This is a genomic window from Streptomyces sp. NPDC059454, assembly GCF_042749965.1.
Taxonomy (GTDB): Bacteria; Actinomycetota; Actinomycetes; order Streptomycetales; family Streptomycetaceae; genus Streptomyces.
The window spans coordinates 42,450-62,922 of record NZ_JBHYVC010000041.1; the positions used below are offsets into that span (position 1 = coordinate 42,450).

Annotated in this window: 12 protein-coding genes; 5 read left to right on the top strand and 7 right to left on the bottom strand. The window is 73.0% G+C overall.

Going from position 1 to position 20,473, the window contains the following annotated elements:
* Positions 1 to 24: 24 nt before the first annotated feature.
* Complete coding sequence (locus tag ACFXAE_RS24810; RefSeq protein ID WP_384718565.1) at positions 25 to 1,122, bottom strand: AI-2E family transporter; 1,098 nt, start codon at positions 1,120 to 1,122, stop codon at positions 25 to 27.
* A 124-nt stretch (positions 1,123 to 1,246) separates the two neighbouring features.
* Here ACFXAE_RS24810 and ACFXAE_RS24815 point away from each other — a divergent pair, with 124 nt between their 5' ends.
* Positions 1,247 to 3,862: a SpoIIE family protein phosphatase gene (locus tag ACFXAE_RS24815; protein ID WP_384718567.1), complete on the top strand. Its 2,616-nt coding sequence runs from the start codon at positions 1,247 to 1,249 to the stop codon at positions 3,860 to 3,862.
* A gap of 60 nt (positions 3,863 to 3,922) precedes the next feature.
* Here the strand turns inward: ACFXAE_RS24815 and ACFXAE_RS24820 are convergent, their stop codons facing one another.
* The 6 genes from ACFXAE_RS24820 to ACFXAE_RS24845 all read right to left on the bottom strand — a co-directional run bounded on the left by ACFXAE_RS24820 (position 3,923) and on the right by ACFXAE_RS24845 (position 15,877).
* A complete protein-coding gene (locus ACFXAE_RS24820; RefSeq protein ID WP_384718569.1) occupies positions 3,923 to 5,128 on the bottom strand; it encodes a glycoside hydrolase family 64 protein in 1,206 nt (401 codons plus the stop codon).
* 123 nt (positions 5,129 to 5,251) lie between these two features.
* Positions 5,252 to 6,034 carry an aminotransferase class IV gene (locus ACFXAE_RS24825; protein WP_384718571.1) on the bottom strand — a complete coding sequence of 261 codons (783 nt, stop codon included), beginning with the start codon at positions 6,032 to 6,034 and terminating at the stop codon, positions 5,252 to 5,254.
* A gap of 76 nt (positions 6,035 to 6,110) precedes the next feature.
* Entirely contained in the window at positions 6,111 to 6,767 is a 657-nt protein-coding gene (locus tag ACFXAE_RS24830) for a LuxR C-terminal-related transcriptional regulator (RefSeq protein WP_384718573.1), read from the bottom strand.
* Between the two features lie 513 nt (positions 6,768 to 7,280).
* Complete coding sequence (locus tag ACFXAE_RS24835) at positions 7,281 to 10,088, bottom strand: ATP-binding protein (RefSeq protein WP_384718589.1); 2,808 nt, start codon at positions 10,086 to 10,088, stop codon at positions 7,281 to 7,283.
* Positions 10,089 to 10,092: 4 nt separating this feature from the next.
* Entirely contained in the window at positions 10,093 to 12,948 is a 2,856-nt protein-coding gene (locus tag ACFXAE_RS24840) for an AAA family ATPase (RefSeq protein ID WP_384718575.1), read from the bottom strand.
* A gap of 25 nt (positions 12,949 to 12,973) precedes the next feature.
* Positions 12,974 to 15,877 carry an AAA family ATPase gene (locus ACFXAE_RS24845; protein ID WP_384718577.1) on the bottom strand — a complete coding sequence of 968 codons (2,904 nt, stop codon included), beginning with the start codon at positions 15,875 to 15,877 and terminating at the stop codon, positions 12,974 to 12,976.
* A 347-nt stretch (positions 15,878 to 16,224) separates the two neighbouring features.
* On the opposite strand from ACFXAE_RS24845, the gene ACFXAE_RS24850 reads away from it, so the two are divergent.
* The 4 genes from ACFXAE_RS24850 to ACFXAE_RS24865 all read left to right on the top strand — a co-directional run bounded on the left by ACFXAE_RS24850 (position 16,225) and on the right by ACFXAE_RS24865 (position 20,274).
* Entirely contained in the window at positions 16,225 to 17,601 is a 1,377-nt protein-coding gene (locus ACFXAE_RS24850; protein ID WP_384718579.1) for a glycosyltransferase, read from the top strand.
* Positions 17,602 to 17,681: 80 nt separating this feature from the next.
* Positions 17,682 to 18,740 (top strand): DegT/DnrJ/EryC1/StrS family aminotransferase, encoded by a 1,059-nt coding sequence (locus tag ACFXAE_RS24855; RefSeq protein ID WP_384718581.1) that lies wholly within the window; start codon positions 17,682 to 17,684, stop codon positions 18,738 to 18,740.
* Positions 18,741 to 18,808: 68 nt separating this feature from the next.
* Complete coding sequence (locus ACFXAE_RS24860; RefSeq protein WP_384718583.1) at positions 18,809 to 19,990, top strand: cytochrome P450; 1,182 nt, start codon at positions 18,809 to 18,811, stop codon at positions 19,988 to 19,990.
* A gap of 89 nt (positions 19,991 to 20,079) precedes the next feature.
* Positions 20,080 to 20,274, top strand: coding sequence for a ferredoxin (locus ACFXAE_RS24865; RefSeq protein WP_384718585.1), 195 nt, complete (start codon positions 20,080 to 20,082; stop codon positions 20,272 to 20,274).
* Positions 20,275 to 20,473 lie beyond the last annotated feature (199 nt).

Consider the following 20,473-nt stretch of genomic DNA (forward strand, 5'->3'; position numbering starts at 1 on the left):
CGATGCGGTGGGTGAGGGCGCCGGTCAGGTGGAGGGGCCGTCGGTCCGCGGTTCGAGCGGCGGGTCGGAGAGCTGCTCGCGCAGATAGTTCCAGACGACCGCGATCAGGGCGGCGACCGGTACGGCGAGCAGGCTGCCGACGATGCCGGTCAGACTGCCGCCGAGCGTCACCGCCAGCAGGACGACCGCCGCGTGCAGTCCGAGACCGCGGCTCTGGATCATGGGCTGGAACACGTTGCCCTCGAGCTGCTGCACCACGATGATGACGGCCAGCACGAGCAGCGCGTCCGTCAGCCCGTTGGAGACCAGCGCGATCAGTACCGCGACGAAGCCGGCGAACAGGGCGCCGATGATGGGGACGAACGCGGACACGAAGGTGAGCACCGCCAGCGGCAGCACCAGGGGGACGTCGAGGATCCACAGGCCCAGTCCGATGAAGACGGCGTCGAGCAGGCCGACGAGCGCCTGGGAACGCACGAACGAGCCCAGGGTGAGCCAGCACCGCTCGGCCACGGCCGGGACGTCGGTGGCGAGCCGCCCGGGGAGCTGCCGGCCGAGCCACGGCAGGAAGCGCGGGCCGTCCTTGAGGAAGAAGAACATCAGGAAGAGCGCCAGGAGCGCCGTGACCACACCGCTGAAGATGGTGCTCACGCCCGTGACGGCGGTGGTGGCGATGGCGCCGGCGCTGTCCTGGATGCGAGCGGTCGCGGTGTCGAAGGCACCGGCGATCTGGGCGTCGTCGATGTTCAGCGGCGGCCCGGCGGCCCATTCGCGCAGCCGCTCGACGCCCTCGACGACGCCGTCGGCCAGCTCGCCGGACTCCGACGCCACGGGCACCGCGATCAGTGCCACGGTGCCCGCGGCCACCAGCAGGAACAGCACGGTCACCAGGGCCGCGGCGAGCGCGGGTGGCAGCCCGCGGCGGCGCAGGAATCGGGTCGGGGGCCAGGTGAGCGTGGTGAGGAGCAGACCGACTATCAGCGGCCAGACCACCGACCACATCCGGCCCAGCACCCACAGCGCCACCGCCGACGCCACCAGGACCAGCAGCAGTTCACCGGAGACACGCGCCGACGTACGCAGCGCGGCGCGGGTTCTCCCCGCGTTCAACGTGGCAGACATGGAGGCACCTTATGGGGCCCGCCGTTCGCGGTGATCGTCAGGGACCCGTTCGGGAGGGGCGTACGGCGGGATTCGCGCCGTGTCGGCCGGGGAACGGCCGGGTCCGGTGGGGCAGACTGAGGACATGGGCGACCACCTCAAGGCCCGCGGGACGTCATCGCGTCGCTTCCCCCAGGCTCCGGAGAGTGTGGCGGAGGCCCGGCGGTTCGTGCGGGCCGCTCTCGGTGGTGCCGCGCCGGACCTGGTGGACACGGCTCAGCTGCTGGTCAGTGAGCTGGTGACCAACGTCGTCCTGCATGCCCGCACCGAGGTCGAGGTGGCGGCCCGCGTCGACGACGGCACGGTCCATGTGCGGGTCGGCGACCGCCGGCCGGACCGCGGGCTCGTGCCGCACGGATGCCCGCCCTACGCCGGTACGGGACAGGGTCTGCCGCTGGTCGCCAGGCTGTCGTCCCGGCGGGGCGTCGAAACCGGTGGCGGGGGCAAGACGGTGTGGTTCGAGCTGCGGCCCGGGGGACCGCCCCGGTACCCGGACGACTGGGAGCCCGTCGTGGCACCCTCCGGCTCCGGAACGACGGTGACGCTGCTCGACGTGCCGGCGGCGCTCTACGCGGCGGCTCAGCAGCACCGGCACACCCTGTTGCGCGAGGTGACCCTGGCCGTCGGCGCCGGCCACGATCTCGGTGTCCCCCCGAAGGACCTCGCCGTCGCGCTGGACATGAGCCAGCTGATCACCACGTCCGTGACGGCCGCGCTGCGGCGGGAGCCCTCCGGACAGGCGATCCGCTCACTGCCCCTGTCGGTGCCGCCGGACGCCGAGCCGTCGGTACAGACCCTGCGCGCGGTGCTCGACCTGGCCGAGGAGGGAGCCCGTGAGGAACGCCTGCTGACGCTCCCGGCGCTGCCGCGGCAGCGCCTCTTCCACCAGTGGCTGTTCGACCAGATCGTCGGACAGCTGGCCGGGGCGCACCCCACGGCGTGGACGGTGGTGCCCGGGGAACCGGGCGCCAGCCCCTCGGAACCCGTGGCGTGGGACGCCGGGCAGGTGCAGGCGAGCAGAACTCCGACGATCGCCGCCGACGAGCGCAACCGGATCATCGCGGCGAACGGTCCGGCGGCCGACCTGCTCGGCTGGCACCCGGACGATCTCGCCGGACGACCGCTCACCACGCTCATCCCGGAGCACCTCCGCAGACGGCACGTCGCGGCGTTCACGTCCCTGCTGCTCAGCGGGCAGCCGCGGATCCTGGACCGCTCGGTGCCGCTGCCCGCGCTGCACCGCGACGGCCGGCTGATCCCCGTACGGCTGTTCATCCAGCCGCAGGAGACGGCCGACGGCCGCACCGTCTTCGTCGCCCAGCTCGCCCCGCGGGCGGCGGTCCCCGGTCCCTCCGCGGACCCGCCCGGCCGTGTCCGGTCCCTGACACAGGGGGAACCGGAGCTGCCGCCCCCGCCGGCCACCGGCCGGGCCGCGGACCGGTCCGCGCTGGAGCGGCTGTCGCTGCTGGCCGACACCGCGGCCGCGCTGAGCAACGCCCCGAACCTGGACGGGGGTCTGGAACAGGTGGGCCGGATCCTCACCCAGCGGCTGGCCGACTGGTGCGCGGTGGACCTGTTCACGGAGAGCGGCCAGGTGGAGCGGGTCTCCCTCACCCACCGTCCGCCCGGCGGTCCCTGGCCCGAGGAGTACGAGGGCCGGCTCCCGCCGGTGTCCGACGCCGCCCGCGGTCCCCTGGCCCGTGCGCTGCGCGGGGCGGGCCCGCTGCTGCTCACCGGGCCGCCGTCGCCCAGCCAGGTCACGAGCCCTCTGGACGCCCACTACCTGGGGCTGTTCCGGACCATGGGCGCGGACAGCGCGGTCGTCGCCCCGCTCCGGGCCCGTCGGCAGATCATCGGCGTCCTCACCGTGGCCCGCCGCGGACGTGACTCGCCGTTCACGGAAGAGGATCTGCCGCTGGTCCACGACCTGGTGCGCAGTCTCGCCCTGGGAGTGGACAACCTCCGTCTCTACCAGGAGACGCGCAACATCGCCGAACGTCTCCAGCGCTCGCTGCTGCCGAGGCTGCCGGAGGTCGAGAACCTGCGGCTGGCCGCCCGCTACGCGGCCTCCTCCGCCACCGCCCAGGTCGGCGGTGACTGGTACGACAGCTTCGTCCTGTCCAACGGGGACACGGCGCTGGTCATCGGTGACGTCACCGGGCACAACCTGGACGCGGCCATCGCCATGAGCCAGCTGCGCAGCATGCTGCGGGGCATCGCCGTGGACCGTCAGGAGCCGCCCGAGACCGTGCTGCACCGCCTGGACCTGGCGAACCACAGCCTGTACCGCGAGTCCACCGCCACCTGTGTCTACGCTCTGGTCAAGGGCCGCGGGGACGGCCCGTGGGAGCTGGTGCACTCCTCCGCCGGGCATCCGCCGCCGCTGCTCATCGAGCCGGACGGCCGCACCCGCTATCTGGAGGACGGCTCGGGGCTGTTGCTCGGGGTGGACCCACGGATGCTCCGGCCCCGGGCCCGGGACGCGATCCCGGCGCATGCGACGGTGCTGCTGTACACCGACGGACTGATCGAACGCCGGGGAGAGCATTTGGACGACGCCATGGAGCGGCTCCGCCGGCATGCCGCCGCGCTGGCCCGGGAGCCGCTCGACGTGCTCTGCGACGAGCTGCTCATCGGGCTGGGCGCCGACAGCGACGACGACATCGCCGTCCTGGCCGTACGGCCCGTACCGCCGCGCTGACCGCCGTCCTCCGGTGGTCCGGTGGCGGCGCGTCCGGTCCGCGCGCCGCCACCGGACCGGTCAGTCGAAGGAGTCGAGGGTGAGTGAGGCCTGGCTCGGGTTGCCGTCGTGGACGAGCGACTCGTGGTTGCCCACGTCGTCGAAGGCGAAGGAGTAGGCCTTGCCGTCGGCCATCTGCGCGTGGACGGCGCGGGCGTAGTGGTTGGTGACGGAGTCCTGGTAGAAGCCGCCGGAGCCGGAGTCGGGCTGGTTGGGGTTGGTCAGGAGCGTGGAGCGGTTGAATCCGGCGCACAGGGTGCGCGAGATCGGGCCGCGCACCTGGTCGTTGGGGGCGTCGAGCCTCCTGTGGCAGCCGAAGACGGACGAGGCGTCCGGCTTCTGGAAGCTGGTGACGACGGCTCCCGCGCCGTTGGTGAAGTTCATGACGTCACCCGAGACCCGGCCGTAGTACTTGACGTCGGGCTGGTTGGCGAAAGGTGTGACCGTCAGGGTCGAGGTGGAGTACTTCCGCCAGACACGGTTGACGTAGTCGTCCATGACCGACGCCGGCAGAGCGCCCGTCTCCACCCCGTACAGCGGGGACAGCGCGCGCAGCGCGGTGCCGTCGGACCGGGTCTGGATCAGACCGGCCCAGCCTCCGGACTGTCCTCTCAAGGCGTTGAAGAACCCGTTGTAGCCGCCCGGTTTGAGCCGCCCGGTGCTCGCCGTGCTGCCGTCGGCGCGCCGCACTCCCACGGAGTAGGGCGCGGAGAACATGTCGACCTGTGTGCTGTTGAGCCACAGACCCGAGTCGTTGAGCGTGTACTCGGACCAGTTGAACAGGATGTTCCGGTTGGGGTCGGTCGGGTTCTGCACCGCAGGCTGCACCAGCCCTCCGGTCGCCAGCTTGAACACCAGCTTCTGCCCGTAGGAGAAGTAGACGCGCCCGGAGAACTTGGGGATGCGGATGGTCGCGGACCGCCCGGGCGCCGGGCCCGGTATCGCCGCGTCGGGTGCGGGGGCCGGGGGGTTGCCGCCCGCGGGCCAGGCGTGGAACGTGCCGTTCGCGTCGGCCCAGCCCTGCCGGCCGGTCGACAGCTGGGTGCCGAGGTTGTACACGTACACCTGCTCGCCGCGGCCCGAGTTGTTGGTGATGGTCAGGGGGATGGTGTCCGGGACCGCGGCGTGGGCGGGGGTGGCCGTCCCCGCGGTGAGCAGTGAGCCGGCGATCACCGAGGCGACGGCCGTCCCCACGGTCAGGATGTGGCGTCCGGGTAAGCGGAACATGCTCCGTCTCCGTTCGACTTCGTCGGTGGGGGGAGGATCTGAGAGCGCTCTCAAGCGTGTCGCTTTGATGTAGACCTGTCAATGGTGTGGCGTGCACGCGCCCCGGGCCGGGGCGCGTGCCGACTACAGCCTCTCGGCCGGGAGCGACGCGTAGCGTTCGGCGAGGCCGGTCACCGTGGGGTGGTCGACGGGGAACACGAGGTCGTCCACCCGGGTGACGGGGACGACCCCGACGGCGGCGTTGGTCGCGAACACGGCTTCGCACGCGGCCAGTTCGGGTAATGCGACGCGGGCGGTCGTCCCGGCCCCGGCACGGCGCAGGAGCTCACGGGCGGTGCCCGCCAGGGCCGGGCCGGCGGGCCAGACCACTCGGCCCCCGCGGACGACGCCGACGTTCCAGGTGCTGCCCTCCAGCACCGTCGAGTCGCCGTCCGTGAACAGGACGTCGTCGAAGCCGTCCCTGCGCGCCTCGCGCCGCAGCCGCAGTACGCCGAACAGGCCGACGCCCTTCACCTCCGGCAGGTCCCGGAGGTGAACGGCGGACCGCACCCGCAGCGGCTCCACCCCGGTGGCGGGCACGGGCCTGGCCGTCACCAGAACCTGCGGATCCGCGTCCTGGCCGATGTTGCCGAGGTGGAGGGCCGGATCGAAGACGGTGATCCGTACGGTGCACCGGCCTGTCGCCGGCACCGCCCGGCGCGCCCAGGCCCGCACCCGCCCGAGGTCGAGCGGCACGTCGAAGAGGACGCGGCAGTCACGGGCCAGCCGGTCGAGGTGCAGTTCCGGTCCGCGGACCCGGCCGTCCTCGACCGCCATGGTGGTGAAGTGGCCGTAGTTGGTCAGGGCCAGTGTCCGCAGCGCCTGCGGGTCGGCGGGCGAGCCGTTCAGTTCGGTCGTGGAGCCCACCGTGCCACCCGTCGGGGAGAGAGGGGCAGCCGGTCGCCCCCTCGGCGGAGCGCGCACCGCTCAGCTGGTACCGGACTCATTTGATGAAGTCCTCGACGACCTTCGGCGGCCAGGTGCCGACCTTGAGCACGCCCATGGAGTAGGCCCGGGACACCAGGGCGGCCCGGTTCGGCACCTTGAGCTTTCGGAGCAGACCGGAGACGTGGTACTCGACTCCCTGGCGGCTGAGGTAGAGGCGGGAGGCGAGCGGCACGGTGGAGACACCGGCGGCTATGCCTTCGAGGATACGGGCGTCGACCTCGCTGAGAAGCTTCTTCCGGGGCACCACGACCCCGGCGTCCGCACTCTCGCCTTCCGCCGCGGGCAGCATCACCAGGATCGCGGCGACGTCCGGGATGTGACCGCCGCGCACCGCCATCGCGGTCAGCGGAAGCGTGTGCGCGGTGTCCTGGCCCACGATGATGGCCTCGGTGGTGAACCGGTGCCGCTTGCCCTCCAGCATGCGGGAGAACTGCTGCATCAGGGGCTGCCGGACGCCGGGGTGCACCAGGTCGCAGAAGGGCCGGCCGCAGAGGTCCTCCACGGGACTGCCGAACCGGCGGTCGAACTCCTGGCTGACCTGCTGGATGGTCAGGGTGGGATCCAGGCAGGCCACGGAGGTGTGGGACCCGTGGACACCGGCGGCCGCGGCGTCCAGCGCCTCGGTCCCGTCGACGGCGTGCGGACGATCCATGACGAGGTCGTGGGGGAAGAGCGTCAAGGAACTCAGACCCTTCTGCGTCGTGCGGCGAGGGAACCAGGAAACGGACGTCTTTCGGAGAGGACACGGAAGTGCCCGGTCCCGCTGAAACGCCGTGCTGGTGACTGAATGATGCGGAGATTACGGAGACGGGTATCCGCAGGTCAATGTGAACCGGGGCCGGTCCGCCAATACTGTGGTCGTCCCTTCGGCAGGTACGGTCCCGTACCGAAGGGGTTCGGTGTCCGGGGGTTCGGTGTGCCCGTGGCGACCGCGAGCGGGCACACCGCCCATACCGAACGAAATCCCTGGTGGGAGCAGTCAGAGGAGTACGTTCGGCACGTGGGGTCGATGGGGTCGGCCCGACGGGGCGGGCGGGCGCCCTCCGGACGGAGCCCTCGCCACACCGCGGGCCCGCCACACGGAAACGCCCGGGCACGGTGGTTGAATTCTGCGCACCGTTTCCGGGCGTTCGGAAACTGCTCATTCTCTCGGGCCGGATGCCCATTACGTTCCGGAAATCAGGGCGATCAGTTCTCTTCGGCCGGCGATACCGAGTTTCCGGTAGGAATGGGTGAGGTGCTTCTCCACCGCCCGGGAGCTGACTCCCATGGTCTCGGCGATCTCCTGGTTCGTCAGCCCCTTGCACGCGAAGGCGGCGACCCGGCGTTCGGTGCGGGTGAGGACGACCTCCGGGGCGGGGACGGCGGAGAGCGAGGGCCCTGCGCCGACGGCAGCGCGTTCCACCAGCCACGGCGCACCGCACGCGGTGGCCAGCGTGGCGGCCTCCCGGGCCAGGGCCTCCGACTCCGCTCCCCCGCCCAGACGTTCGGCGAGCGCGAGCAGGGCACGGGCGAGTTCCAGCTGATGGGCGGAGCCGCGCAGTACGGTGACCGCCTGACGCAGCAGAGCCGTTCCCCGGCCGCCCTCCTCCAGCACGCCCAGCAGGCGCAGCGCCCGGCCCAGACCCACCGGCGCCCCCCACCGTTCGGCCCGTGCGTGCTCCTCCTCCGCGAGGGAACGCGCTGCACGGAGGTCTCCGAGGCGGCGATGGACACCGATGGCCCAGGGACGCCAGGGGAACAACACCGGGTTCTGCCAGCCGGCGGCGTCCAGGCGGCGGCCGCAGGACTGGAGGGAGTCCAGCGCTCCGGTGAGGTCGCCGGCCGCCACGTCACCGGCGGCCCGCAGCAGCCGCAGCATCGTGGTGACGGTCAGTCCCTCGCCGCGGATGTGTTCGGCACGCCGGACCACGCGTCGGGCCAGTGAGGGGTCCCGGGTCTCCAACGCCACCATGGCGTGCGCGAGGGTGGCGACCGTGCCGAGACTGTGCCGGTCGGCCTCGGTCATGCGCAGGGCGGTCTCGGACTGTTCGCGGGCCTGGTCGAGCCGGCCCCGGCCGATGTGGATCAGGGCCCGTTCGATGTGCACCAGCGCGTCGGTCGGCGTGGTGGGCTGTTCCCGGGCCCGGTACTCGACGGCGAGCCAGGAGTCGAGTGCCTCCACGGAGTCGGCGGCGACCATGGTGATGACCACCAGGGGAAGGGTGGACTGGACGCGGGCGGAGGTCGCCGGCTCCCGGTCCAGAACGCGTTCCGCCCGGCGGACCACGTCCGCGGCCGGCAGGCCGGCGCCGAAGGTGGCGGCGAGGAGCAGGGCGATCGTCAGCTCCCGCTCGCCGCCGGTGTCCAACGGCGGGGCGGAACCGAGCTGCCGCAACCGCTCGGCGGCGTCGGCGAGTTCGTAGGGATCCTCATAGGCGCAGTGACGCAGCCTGGCCTCCAGGCGCAGGGCGAGGTCGCGATCGGTTCCGGTGAGCGCGGCGGCCGGCCCGAGTCCCTCCGCGGCCTGGCGCAGCAGGTCGACCACACCGGACGGAGCGGGGCCGAGGGGGGTGGGCGCGATGCGCAGCACCGCCGCGGCGCGGTCCCGTGCCTCGGGCAGCAGGCTGATCGCCTGAGCGATGTGCCGTTCGCAGGACGGCGGGTCGAAGACGCGCTCGGCGGTGCCGAGTTCGACGAGCAGGCGGGCCCGGTCGATGCCCTGCGCGGCGCTGTCGAGAAGGGCGCGTCGCAGGTAGCGGGCCGCGGCGTCGGGAGCACCCCGGCGCAGGGCGGTGTCGGCGGCGGACCGCAGGACGTCCACGATCCAGGGCTGGTGCCGGGTGACGACGGCCATGAGCTGTGCGGCGACCTGCTCGGCGGGACGGCCGGAGGCGTAGAGCAGGGCGGCTGCCTCGTCGTGGAGCTGCTCACGCCGGACCATGGTCAGGGTCGACTCGGCGGCGTCCCGTACGACGCGGTGGACGAAACGCGGCTCGTCGTCCGCGGTGACGAGGCCGAGGGCCGCCAGGGTGCGCAGCGCCGCCGGGTAGCCCACGGAGTCGAGGCGCGCCAGGCAGGCAACGTTGTCAGGGTCGACGTGGTCGCCGAGTACCGCGATGGCGGCCGCGAGGTCACGGACCGGCTGGGCCTGGGTGCGCAGGATGCCGGCGAGGCGCTCCCGCAGTTGCGAGGGGCGCAGCGACCGTGCCCGGTCGGCGTGTTCGGCGAGCGGCCGCAGGCCGGCGTGTTCCATGCCGAGCAGAATGGACATCAGGAACAGGGGGTTGCCGACGGCCGTCTCGTGACAGGCGCGCACGAAGGTGTCGTCGCCGGGCTCACCGAAGCGCTCACGCACCAGCTCGTGGGTGGCGTCGAGGCTGAGCGACGCGGGCCGGAGGGACTGGGTGGCGGCCTCCCTGACTTCCCGCACCAGGGTGTGATGGGTGCGGGGGTCCCCGTCACGCAGGGCGCACACGACCACGGCCCGCAGGCCGTGCAGCCGTTTGGCCAGGTAGGTGAGCCAGCGCAGGGAAGGCACGTCGGACCACTGGAGGTCGTCGACGAGGACGAGGAGCCTGCCGTCGGCGCTGACGTTGGCCAGGAGGGACAGCAGGCCGTGCAGGACCGCCTCGGTGGCCGCGGCGGCCTGGTCCGCTCCGGGTGAGACGCTGTCGTCGGCGAAGACGTGCCGGGCGAAGGAGGCGTGGGCGTCCATCCAGCGGGCGCGGGTGTCCTCGGACGAGTCGGACAGCAGGCTCTCGAAGAGCTGCCGTACGACTCCGAAGGCGAAGTCCTGTTCCATGGGCGCCGCGTTGGCCCGCAGCACCCGGATGTCGTCGTGGCCGTCGGCGAGCGCGGGCAGGGACCGCAACAGGGCCGACCGCCCGATGCCGAGCGGTCCGGTGACCAGGATCAGAGAGGATCTGCCCCGACCCGCGGCGGCCAGCGCCGCGTCGACCAGGGATGTTTCGGTGGTGCGCTCCAGCAGCATGCGGTCAGTCATCCTTCGTGCCTTGAACCAGGGTGCGCAGTTCGTCGCGTCCTCGGATGCGAAGCTTGCGGTAGACACCGCTGAGGCGCAGCTCCACGGTGCGGGTGGTCACCGACAGCGCGGCGGCTATCTCCCGGTTGGCGAGACCCCGGGCGGCGAGCGCGGCGGCGGTCCGCTCCCCCGGTGCGAGGGTCCGCCACGCGGGCGGCGGTTCGTCGGTCCGGGCCCGCGTGGGCGAGGGCGCGGGAACGCCCGGCCGCCGTACCGCGACACCGTGCGGTCCGGCGCTTGCGGTGCCGGCCGTGCCGGCCATCGGGGCGGCGACAGCCGTTCCGCGGTCGGGCTCGCCGCTCTCGGCGGAGGCCAGTGCCACGACCGCGCGCGTGTAGGCGCCCCGGGAAGGAGCCCGGCCGAGGCTGTCGACGGCCGACCGGAGCCACTGGACGCGCTCCTCACCGCTCATCATGGCCAGGCAGAGCTGGGCCGCGCCGATCGAGCCGGGCGTGCCCCAGCGTTCGGCGAGTTCGAGTTCCTCCCGCGCCAGCCTCAGGGCCTGTGCGGCGTCACCGAGGGCGTGGGCCGCCTCGGCGGCCTGGGAGCGCCAGGGCAGGAGCGCCGGGTTGGTCCAGCCGTACTGCAGGAGCCAGCGCCCGCAGGCCCGGAAGAGCGAACGGGCCCGGTGGGGATCGTCGTCGGCCCGGGCCAGCAGGCCTCGGGCGAACAGCAGGGGGGCAACACCGACGGACTCCTCGGCCACAGGAGGCACGGGGCGCCCGGCGGCGGCACGCGCCCGGTCCGGCCGGCCGTTGGCCAGATCGGTGAGGACACCGAGCGCCGTCCAGTAGGGGTAGGACAGCGGGTGCCTGCTGTCCGGAGGCAGTTCGAGGTCGGCGGCGGCCAGATCTCGGGCGGCGGAGTCGGGACGGCCGTGCCGCAGGTGGAGTTCGGCGCGGAGGGCGAGCACCCGGGCGACGGCCACGGAACAGTGTTCGCGGCGGGCCTCGGCCAGCAGGGCGCACAGGTGTGTCTCGGCCTCCTCCCCGTCCTCGGTGAGCAGGAGCGTGCGGCAGGCCAGCAGTCTGGGCACGGTGAGCGGGGGCCGGCCGGAGGGATCGGGGGCCAGGGCCGCACGGGCCAGCCGGCGGGCCTCCTCGCGGTCGGCGTTCCGCACGGCGGCCTCCCACGCCCGCACACCGTTCATGGCCGGGTTCCACGACGCACGAGGCACGTCCGGTGCCGGCGGGAAGGCGATCCCGACGGGCGCCCGGCGCAACGGCTGCGCCACCCGGAACAGGGCGGTGAGTTCCTCGTGCCGGGCGGTGGCGGCCTCCGCCGCCCCCGGGTCGGACGGTGCCGCCCGCTCCCCGTCCGGCCGGCTGCCGGCGAGGCACTCGGCAAGGGCATGCCAGGCGGTGTCCGCGTCACCGCCGAGGAGGCACAGGTCGCCGGCCAGCGCCCGGAACGCCTCGGCCGCCTCTCCGGGGTCGCGGATGATGCCGTCCATGCGGCGCCCGGCGGCGACGGGCGCGATCACCAGCTCCACGCCGGCCAGTTGGAGCAGGATACGGATACGGGTCTCCTCGGACAGCGGTTCGGCCAGGGCGCGGGAGAGATAGGCGGCGGCACGGTCGCGGCGGCCACCGCGGAGCGCGGCGGCGGCGGCACGGCACAGCGTGTCCACCGCCCACGGAGCGCCGACCGGGCGGGCCGGCAGCAGCAGATCGCCGATGCCCTGGTCGTCCGCGGCCGCCCGGTGGGCCAGTTCGGCGGCGCGTGCGTACAGGTCGGCACGTGCGGCGATGGGCATCTCCTCGATGACACGGGCACGCACGACCGGACCGCGCACCCGGAACCGGCCGTCGCGCACGGCGACCAGACCGCTGTCCAGCAGGGCGGCGCGGAGCCGGGTCTCGGACAGGGCGCCCGGCCCGGCCAGGGCCAGGACCAACGGGAAGTCGAGGAGGTCGTCACAGACCGCGAGGGCGCGCAGGGCGTCGAGGGCGGCGGGGTCCCGCACCCCGCCGAGCGCCGCGGCGGCGTGCTCGCCGGTCACGTCGGTCGCGATGGCACGGACGTGCTCCACGTGTTCGGCGTCCGGCGGGTGCCCCGTTCGGGCGAAGCGGCGCAGGGTGTCGCGTACGACGGCGGGGTTGCCCCCGGTCGCCTCGGCCACGGCGGCGACGAAGGAACGGTCGCCGAGGGTGCCGCAGACGGCCCGTACGGCGTCGGCCGTCCCGGCGTGGGTGAGGCCGGGCAGCGCCAGTTCGACGGTGGTGGCCGAACCGGTGAGCGGGCTGCCCGCGCACCAGTCGAGGCCGATGTCCGCCGTGCGGATGCTGCCGGTGAGCACAGCCAGCGGTGCGCGGGGCAACCGGCGTATCAGGGCCTCCAGCCAGCGCAGCGAGTCGGGGTCGAGCTGGTGGACGTCCTCCACCACCAGGAGGGTGGGCCGGTCACGGGCCACGGTGAGCAGACGGGTGAGCCCCGGGAACCGGCCGGGTCCGCCCTGGTCGAGGAGGAGGTGCGGCAGATGACCGGCGAACTCCTCGTGTCCCGCCAGCAGTTGGCCGACCACACCGTAGCGCAGGTCCTGCTCCGCGGGTGTCGCGCGAGCCGTGAGAACACGCAGTCCCCGCTCGGCGGCGTGCCGGGCCGCCCACCGCAGCAGCTCGCCCTGTCCCGCGCCGGGTTCTCCCGTCACCGTGACCACGGCCGGGCGGCCCGATCGCAGCTCGCCGATCACGGCGGACAGCACGGCCTGCTCGCGGTCACGTTCCAGGAGGGGGAGATCGGCGAGCGGCGGCTCGTGGCCGCGGGGACGCCCGCCCCCTTCCTCGTCCGTCCGGTCCGGGACGTTCATCGCATCGCCTTGTGCCGACATGGCCTCACCTGGCCGCATCGGGGCCGGTGTGCCCCTCGCGGAGATCGGGAGCGGGCGGGGTGTCCTCGCGCAGGACGCCCGCGAGCTCGGCGCGGCGGGTGATCCCGAGTTTGCGGTAGGTGCTCGTGAGGTGGAGCTCCACTGTGCGTACCGTCACGAACAAGGACTCCGCGACCTCCCGGTTGGTCATTCCCGAGGCGACCAGCGTGGCCACCGTGCGTTCCGTGCCGGTCAGGATGTCCAGCGGTGACACCGTGACCTCGCGCATCCTGCCGCCGGCCCCGACCAGTTCCTCGCGGGCCCGCCGGGCGAGCGCCAAGCAGCCGCAGCGGCCGGCGAGCGCGACCGCCTCCCGCAGGTGTTCGCGTGCCTCGCCCGGCGCACCGTCGGCCAGCAGGGCCCGGCCCAGCAGCAGCAACGCGCGGGCGTGGTCGGCACGGGCCGGTGAGGCTGCCAGCCGGCGCACCGCCTCCCGGAGCCCGGCGATTCCTTCCGGGCCGGGCGTGGCGACGCCGCGGGCCAGGGCGGCGTAGCCCAGGGCACGCGGAGTTCCCCAGCGTCCGGCGGGTCCGGCACCCTGGCCGGCCGCCGCCCGGGCCTCGTCGAAGCGGCCCGACTCCGCCAGCAGACAGGCGGCGTCCAGCCACCAGGGAGCCAGGACCGGATTGGCGAGTCCTGCCCGGGCCAGGGAGTCCCCGCAGGTGCGCAGCAGTTCGAGAGCGCTCTCCGAGTCGCCGCGCGCGTACCGTGCCCGCGCCCGCGCCATGAGGTACCAGTGGTACTCCCACGCGAAGGCCTCGATGCGCGGGCGCTTGATGGTGCCGAGCACCTCCTCGGCCCGGTCGGGCTCACCGCGTTCGGTGAGGGCGAGCGCGCAGGCGATCTGCGGGAGGGCGGCGCCCTCGCCCCAGTTCCCCTCCTCGAGCAGGCCGAGGGCGGTGTGGGCGTCCGCCAGTGCCTGGGGGACGCCGCCCTGGTCGAGGTGGACGAAGGAGCGGGTGGAGAGCGCGAGGACGTACGTCCACACCGCCGCGGTCCGTCGGCTGTCGCGCAGCACCGTCTCCAGCGCGTCGAGTGCCTCGCCGGTCTCGTCGGCGAGGGAGAGCGCGAGGGAGGCCGGCAGCAGCGACCACGCGCCGAGTGCCGCGTCCGGGGAGCGCAGGGCACGTCGGGCCTGGCGGACCGACTCGGCGGCGGAACGGCCGTCCATCGCGGTGAGCACGGTGAGCATGGCGAGCTGCTGGCGCTGGGCGGGCGTGTCCCCCGGCGGCGGGGTCAGCAGGGCGGCCCGCTCGCGCACCGCGGGCAGGGTGCTCTTCTCGTCGGCACCGACGATCAGCAGGGTGGCTTCGGCCAGGGTGAGGAGTTCGCGGTCGGCGGGTTCGGGATCGGTGCCGAGTGCGGTGTGGAGGGCGTCCAGGGCCTCGGTCAGTATGCGGGCGCCTTCGGGTGACCGCTGGACGCGCAGGCAGATCAGTGCGAGCCGGGTCGCGACCGTCGCGCGGGTGCGGACGTCACCGGTGAGTTCCAGTGCCTCGTGCAGCAGTGTCAGGGAGCGGGCCGGATCCGTCTCGGAGAGGACTCCGGCGAGCCGCATCCGGATCTCCGGTGTGTCCGGCCCGGTCTCCATGACGCGCTCCAGGTAGCGCGCGGCGGCCTCCGGAGCTCCCCGCTGCTCCGCCTGCGCGGCGGCGTCCAGGAGGACGGCGGTCATCCACGGCTGGTCGGCTCGTGGGAGGAGCAGCAGCTGGCCGGCTATCTGCTCGGGGGAGCGTCCGACGTCGCTGAGCAGTTGGGCGGCCCGGGTGCGCAGATCGGCGAGGGCCGCGGAACCGACCGTGGAGAGAACCGCCGCACGCACCAGATCGTGCGCCAGTTCGGTCCGGTCGGGCCGGACGAGGGCGGATCGGCGCAGGACGTCCACGGCCTCCTCGACCCGCACGGCGGACACCCCGGCGAGGGCGGCGAGGTGTTCGGGCCGTTCCGGACCGAGCACGGCCAGCGCCCGGGCCACCTCGCGCACGCCGGCCGGCTGGCTGTCCAGCACCTCGCGCACGGAGGTGGCGACGACCCGTCCGCCCAGCTCGGTGATCCGCCGGGCGCCCGTGTCGTCGGGACTCATCCCGGCGGTGCGCAACTTGTGCAGGATGCGCTGGAGCTCCAGGGGACTGCCGCCGGTCACGGCGGTGAGGGTGTCGACGAAGGACGGCCGCGGCGGGGTCTCGGGGAAGGCCCGGCGGACGAGTGCCTCGACGTCGCGGGCCGACAGTGCCGGCACACGCAGCACCAGGGGCCGGTGGTGGGCCACCAGATCGGTCAGCGCCGGGCCGGCCGTGCGCTCGGACGCGGTGCGCTGGGCGAGTACGACGAGCAGCGGCATTCCGTCGGCGCGGCGCAGGAGGAAGTCGAGCCAGCGCAGGGACCGTTCGTCGCACCAGTGGACGTCGTCGAGGGCCAGCACCAGGGGGCGGTCCGCCATGAGGTTGGCGGCGAGCCAGTACAGGCCGTTCAGCGCGGGGTAGGTGGCGCCGGACGCGGTGTCCCCGTCGACGCGGTCGGGGGCCAGGGCGGGCAGGGCGCGGCGGGCGCTTCCCACGAGCAGCGACGAAGCACGGCTGCGGCGGGCGGTGAGGTTGAGCGGTCCGAACAGGGCGCGCACACCGCTGTATCCGCTGCCGGAGTCGATCGCCCTGCAGGCCCCGTACAGCACGGTCATGCCGTCGCAGGGCCCGCCGTCGAGGGCGGCCCGCAGCAGTGAGGTCTTGCCGACCCCCGCCGGCCCGTCGAGGACGATCAGCTGGGGCTGCCCGGCACGGGCGGCGGCGGCTCCGGCGGCGAGCGTCCCCAGGTGGGCCTCACGGCCGACCAGGGGAAGGGACGGGCCGGTGGCCCGTTCCCGGTTCGTCACGTTGTCTCCCTTGCGTCGTGCTGAAGCCGGGACAACGCTCCGATGGGCAGCCCCCGCCTTCGGCACATGCGGAACGCTCGGTGCGCACCACCGTACAGGGAACGCCGGTTCCCTCGGCACAGATCCGCCCGCTGCCTCGCGCCGGGTGTCCCGTCCGGCCGCGCGGGGCAAGTCTAAGGATTTCCTGGTTACGGGCGTGAGATCAAGGTGGAGTGCGGTCGGCGCCGCCCGACTCGGGCCCCGGCCGACGGGCCGCACACGGACAGCTCCGTCCTGCCTGTCCACCTGCCGGCCGTGCCCGCGCGGCCGGCCGGCGGCTTCGGCAGTCACCTCGTGAAAGGGCCCTCATGGACTCCGCCGCACGGCCGATCCTCTTCGTCGGTCTCCCCGAGAGCGGGCTGCTCAACCCGTTGCTGGTGCTGGCCGGGGAACTGGCCCGGCGTGGTGTGCCCGACCTGTGGTTCGCCACCGACGAGCACCGGCGCGCGGACGTCAAGGCGCTGGCCGCCGACTCCGCGGTGTCGTTCGCCTCGCTGGGCGAGGTGGTGTCCGAGCTGTCGGCGGTGACGTGGGACGACGCCGTGTACCGGGAGGTCACGCAGTCCTCCCGGTTCAAGGCGCACCGCGCCGTGGTCCGGCAGTCGTACAGGCCGGCCCTCCAGGCGCTCAAGTACCGCGCCCTGGAGAAGGTGGTCGAGGAGGTCGGGCCGGCGCTGATGGTGATCGACTGCGTGAGCGGCTTCGGTGTCGACCTCGCGCTCACCCACCGGATCCCGTACGTGCTGTCGGTGCCGTTCGTCCCGAGCAACGTGCTGACCTCGCACAACCCGTTCGGCGCGTCCTACACCCCGAAGAACTTCCCGGTCCCGAACTCCGGTCTGCCGCTGGAGATGACCCCCCGGCAGAGGCTGGCGAACACGCTGTTCAAGTGGCGGACGCTCTTCATGTTCCTGCACCCCTCGATGGGCAGGGTGCTCAAGGAGGACGCCGCGATCCGCAAGGAGCTCGGCATCGCCCCGCCCAACGCCCTGACCCGGGTGGACGCGGCCGAGATGGTGCTGTGCTCCTCCATTCCGGAACTGGACTATCCCTTCGACGTCCCGGAGAAGCTCCGCCTGGTGGGCGCCCTGCTGCCGCCGCTGCCGGAGTGCCCGGACGAGGAGGACCTCCGCGGCTGGCTGGACCGGCAGTCGTCGGTGGTCTACATGGGCTTCGGCACCATCACCCGGCTGACCCGCGAGGAGGTCGCGGCGCTGGTGGAGGTGGTCCGCCGGATGTCGGACCGCCACCAGTTCCTGTGGAAGCTGCCCGAGGAGCAGCAGCATCTGCTGCCGCCGGCCGGTTCACTGCCCGGCAATCTGCGGGTGGAGAGCTGGGTGCCGTCCCAACTGGACGTGCTGGCCCACCCGAAGGTGTCGGTGTTCTTCTCGCACGGCGGCGGCAACGCTTATCACGAGGGCGTCTACTTCGGTAAGCCGCAGGTGGTGCGGCCGCTGTGGGTGGACTGCTTCGACCAGGCGGTGCGCGGCCGCGACTTCGGCGTCAGCCTGACCCTGGACCGGCCGGAGACCGTCGACCCGGACGACGTCGTCGACAAGCTCACCCGGGTCGTCGAGGACCCGTCCTTCCGCGAGCGGGCGGAGCGCCTCGGCGCCCTCCAGCGCGCGGCCGGCGGGCGCAAGACGGCGGCCGACCTGGTCCTGGGCCTGCTGCCGAAACCATGACGCCCGACCGTGCGCCGGCCGGTGCGCAGCCGGCCGTCCCCTCCTTCCAGCCACCGCACGCACCATCGCAGCGAGGACGCATGTCTTTCACCCACCCCGTCTCCCGGCCCGCCCTCGACGGGCGTGAACTGGAGTACGTCACCGACGCCGTCACCGGCGGCTGGATCTCCTCGCAGGGCCCCTACGTGCGGCGCTTCGAGGAGGCGTTCGCCGAGTGGAACGGCGTGGCGCACGGCGTCGCCTGTTCCTCCGGCACGGCCGCGCTGACCCTGGCGCTGCGCGCGCTGGGCATCGGTCCCGGCGACGAGGTGATCGTGCCGGAGTTCACCATGGTGGCCTCCGCCTGGGCGGTGACCTACACCGGGGCGACGCCGGTCTTCGTGGACTGCGGGGACGACCTGAACATCGACGTCTCCCTGATCGAGGAGAGGATCACCCCGCGTACCAAGGCGCTGATGCCGGTGCACGTCTACGGGCGCCGCTGCGACATGGACGCGGTGATGGACCTCGCGCACCAGTACAACCTGCGGGTGGTCGAGGACTCGGCGGAGGCGCACGGAGTGCGGCCGGTCGGGGACATCGCGTGCTTCTCGCTCTTCGCCAACAAGATCATCACCGCGGGTGAGGGCGGCGTCTGCCTCACCGACGACCCGCGGCTGGCCGAGCAGCTCGCGCACCTGCGGGCCATGGCATTCACCCGCGACCACAGCTTCCTGCACAAGAAGCTGGCCTACAACTTCCGCATGACCGCCATGCAGGCGGCCGTGGCGCTGGCCCAGGTGGAGCGGCTGGACGAGATCCTGGCCGCCCGCCGTGAGATCGAGGCCCGCTACGACGCGGGGCTCGAGGACATTCCCGGGATCACGCTGATGCCGCCGCGGGACGTGCTGTGGATGTACGACCTGCGTGCCGAGCGGCGCGAGGAGCTCCGGGCGCATCTGGCCGAACGGGGCATCGAGACCCGGCTCTTCTTCAAGCCCATGAGCAGGCAGCCCGGTTACCTCGATCCGGTGTGGCCGTCCCTGAACGCGCACCGTTTCAGCGAGGACGGTCTGTACCTGCCCACCCACACGGGACTGACCGCCGCCGACCAGGAGTACGTGACCGGTGCCGTCCGGGAGTTCTACTCCGCGGGCTGACCGCCGGGACGCGCCGCGGGATCGCGCGGCGCCCTCGGAAACCTCAGGAAGAGGAAGAAGGAACGGACATGACGACCAGCACCGGCCCCACGGTGGTCGGGTTCCCCCGGCGCACGCCGGAGGAACCGCTGCCCCTGTCCCAGTACGCGAGCCACCGCGAGCAGAACGGTCTGGTGCTGTCCCACCTGCCGAACGGGGTGCCGATCTGGCTGGTGACCCGGCACGAGGACGTACGCGCGGTGCTCACCCACCCGAAGATCAGCGCCAATCCGGACAACGAGGGCTTCCCCAACGTCGGTGAGACGATGGGCGTGCCCAAGCAGGACCAGATCCCGGGCTGGTTCGTCGGCCTGGACTCACCCGAGCACGACCGGTTCCGCAAGGTGCTCATCCCCGAGTTCACCGTGCGGCGGGTCCGGGAGCTGCGTCCGGCGATCGAGCGCACCGTGGACGAGCGCATCGACGCGATGCTCGCCGCGGGCGACCACGCCGACCTGATCAGCGACTTCGCGCTGCCGGTGCCGTCCCTGGTGATCTCCTCGCTGCTGGGTGTGCCGCCGGCGGACCGTGACTTCTTCGAGTCCCGCACCCGCACCCTGGTCGCCATCCGCACCTCCACCGACGAGGAGCGGGCCACCGCCACCCGGGAACTGCTGCGCTACATCAACCGGTTGATCGCCATCAAGGAGAAGTGGCCCGGAGACGACCTGATCAGCCGGCTGCTGGCCACCGGACAGCTCACCAGCGTGGAGCTGTCGGGCGTACTGCTGCTCCTGCTGATCGCGGGACACGAGACCACCGCCAACAACATCGGCCTCGGCGTGGTCACCCTGCTCACCAACCCGCAGTGGATCGGCAACGAGCGGCTGGTGGAGGAATTGCTGCGGCTGCACTCGGTGGCCGACATGGTGGCGCTGCGGGTCGCGGTGGAGGACGTGGAGATCGCCGGTCAGCTCATCCGCAAGGGCGAGGGCATCGTGCCGCTGCTGGCCGCCGCCAACCACGACACCGAGGTGTTCGGCTGCCCGCACGCCTTCAACCCGGAGCGTTCCGAGCGCCGTCACGTGGCGTTCGGGTACGGCGTCCACCAGTGCCTCGGCCAGAACCTGGTGCGGGTCGAGATGGAGATCGCCTACCGCAAGCTGTTCGAGCGCATCCCGACGCTGGAGCTGGCCGTCCCGATGGACGAGCTGGCCTTCAAGTACGACGGGATCCTGTTCGGACTCCACGAGCTGCCGGTGCGCTGGTAGGCCACCGGCTCCCGGGTGCCGCCGGACGGTCCCGGCGGCACCCGGTCCCACCGCCGCCCGAGTACCCACCCCCACGAGGAGCAACGAGCATGCGCGTCACCGTCGACAGCGAGCGGTGCGTCGGAGCCGGCCAGTGCGCGCTGAACGCGCCGGAGGTCTTCGACCAGGACGAGGACGGGATCGTCACCCTGCTGGTGAAGGAGCCCGAAGAGGCGGACGCGGAGGGGGTCCGTGCCGCGGGCGACCTGTGCCCGTCCGGCTCGATCACCGTTCATGAGGACTGACCGTCCCCGGACGGGGACGGACGGCGCGGCGGGACACACGGTGTCCGCGGTCCGGGCCGTGCGGTCGGTGCGGCGCGCGTCCGCCGCACGTGTGACGGACACACGTGCGGCGGTGACGGACGGAAGGACTTCCGTGACGGGACGGGCCTGCGGGGCCGGCCCCGTCACGGGTCTCCCGGCGGATCGTCCGGGGCCAGAG

Excerpts from the sequence above, each read along its gene's own strand:
- ACFXAE_RS24810 (WP_384718565.1), bottom strand. The coding sequence starts at position 1,122 with ATGTCTGCCACGTTGAACGCGGGGAGAACCCGCGCCGCGCTGCGTACG.
- ACFXAE_RS24815 (WP_384718567.1), top strand. The coding sequence starts at position 1,247 with ATGGGCGACCACCTCAAGGCCCGCGGGACGTCATCGCGTCGCTTCCCC.
- ACFXAE_RS24820 (WP_384718569.1), bottom strand. The coding sequence starts at position 5,128 with ATGTTCCGCTTACCCGGACGCCACATCCTGACCGTGGGGACGGCCGTC.
- ACFXAE_RS24830 (WP_384718573.1), bottom strand. The coding sequence starts at position 6,767 with ATGGATCGTCCGCACGCCGTCGACGGGACCGAGGCGCTGGACGCCGCG.
- ACFXAE_RS24835 (WP_384718589.1), bottom strand. The coding sequence starts at position 10,088 with ATGCTGCTGGAGCGCACCACCGAAACATCCCTGGTCGACGCGGCGCTG.
- ACFXAE_RS24840 (WP_384718575.1), bottom strand. The coding sequence starts at position 12,948 with ATGAACGTCCCGGACCGGACGGACGAGGAAGGGGGCGGGCGTCCCCGC.
- ACFXAE_RS24850 (WP_384718579.1), top strand. The coding sequence starts at position 16,225 with ATGGACTCCGCCGCACGGCCGATCCTCTTCGTCGGTCTCCCCGAGAGC.
- ACFXAE_RS24855 (WP_384718581.1), top strand. The coding sequence starts at position 17,682 with ATGTCTTTCACCCACCCCGTCTCCCGGCCCGCCCTCGACGGGCGTGAA.
- ACFXAE_RS24860 (WP_384718583.1), top strand. The coding sequence starts at position 18,809 with ATGACGACCAGCACCGGCCCCACGGTGGTCGGGTTCCCCCGGCGCACG.
- ACFXAE_RS24865 (WP_384718585.1), top strand. The coding sequence starts at position 20,080 with ATGCGCGTCACCGTCGACAGCGAGCGGTGCGTCGGAGCCGGCCAGTGC.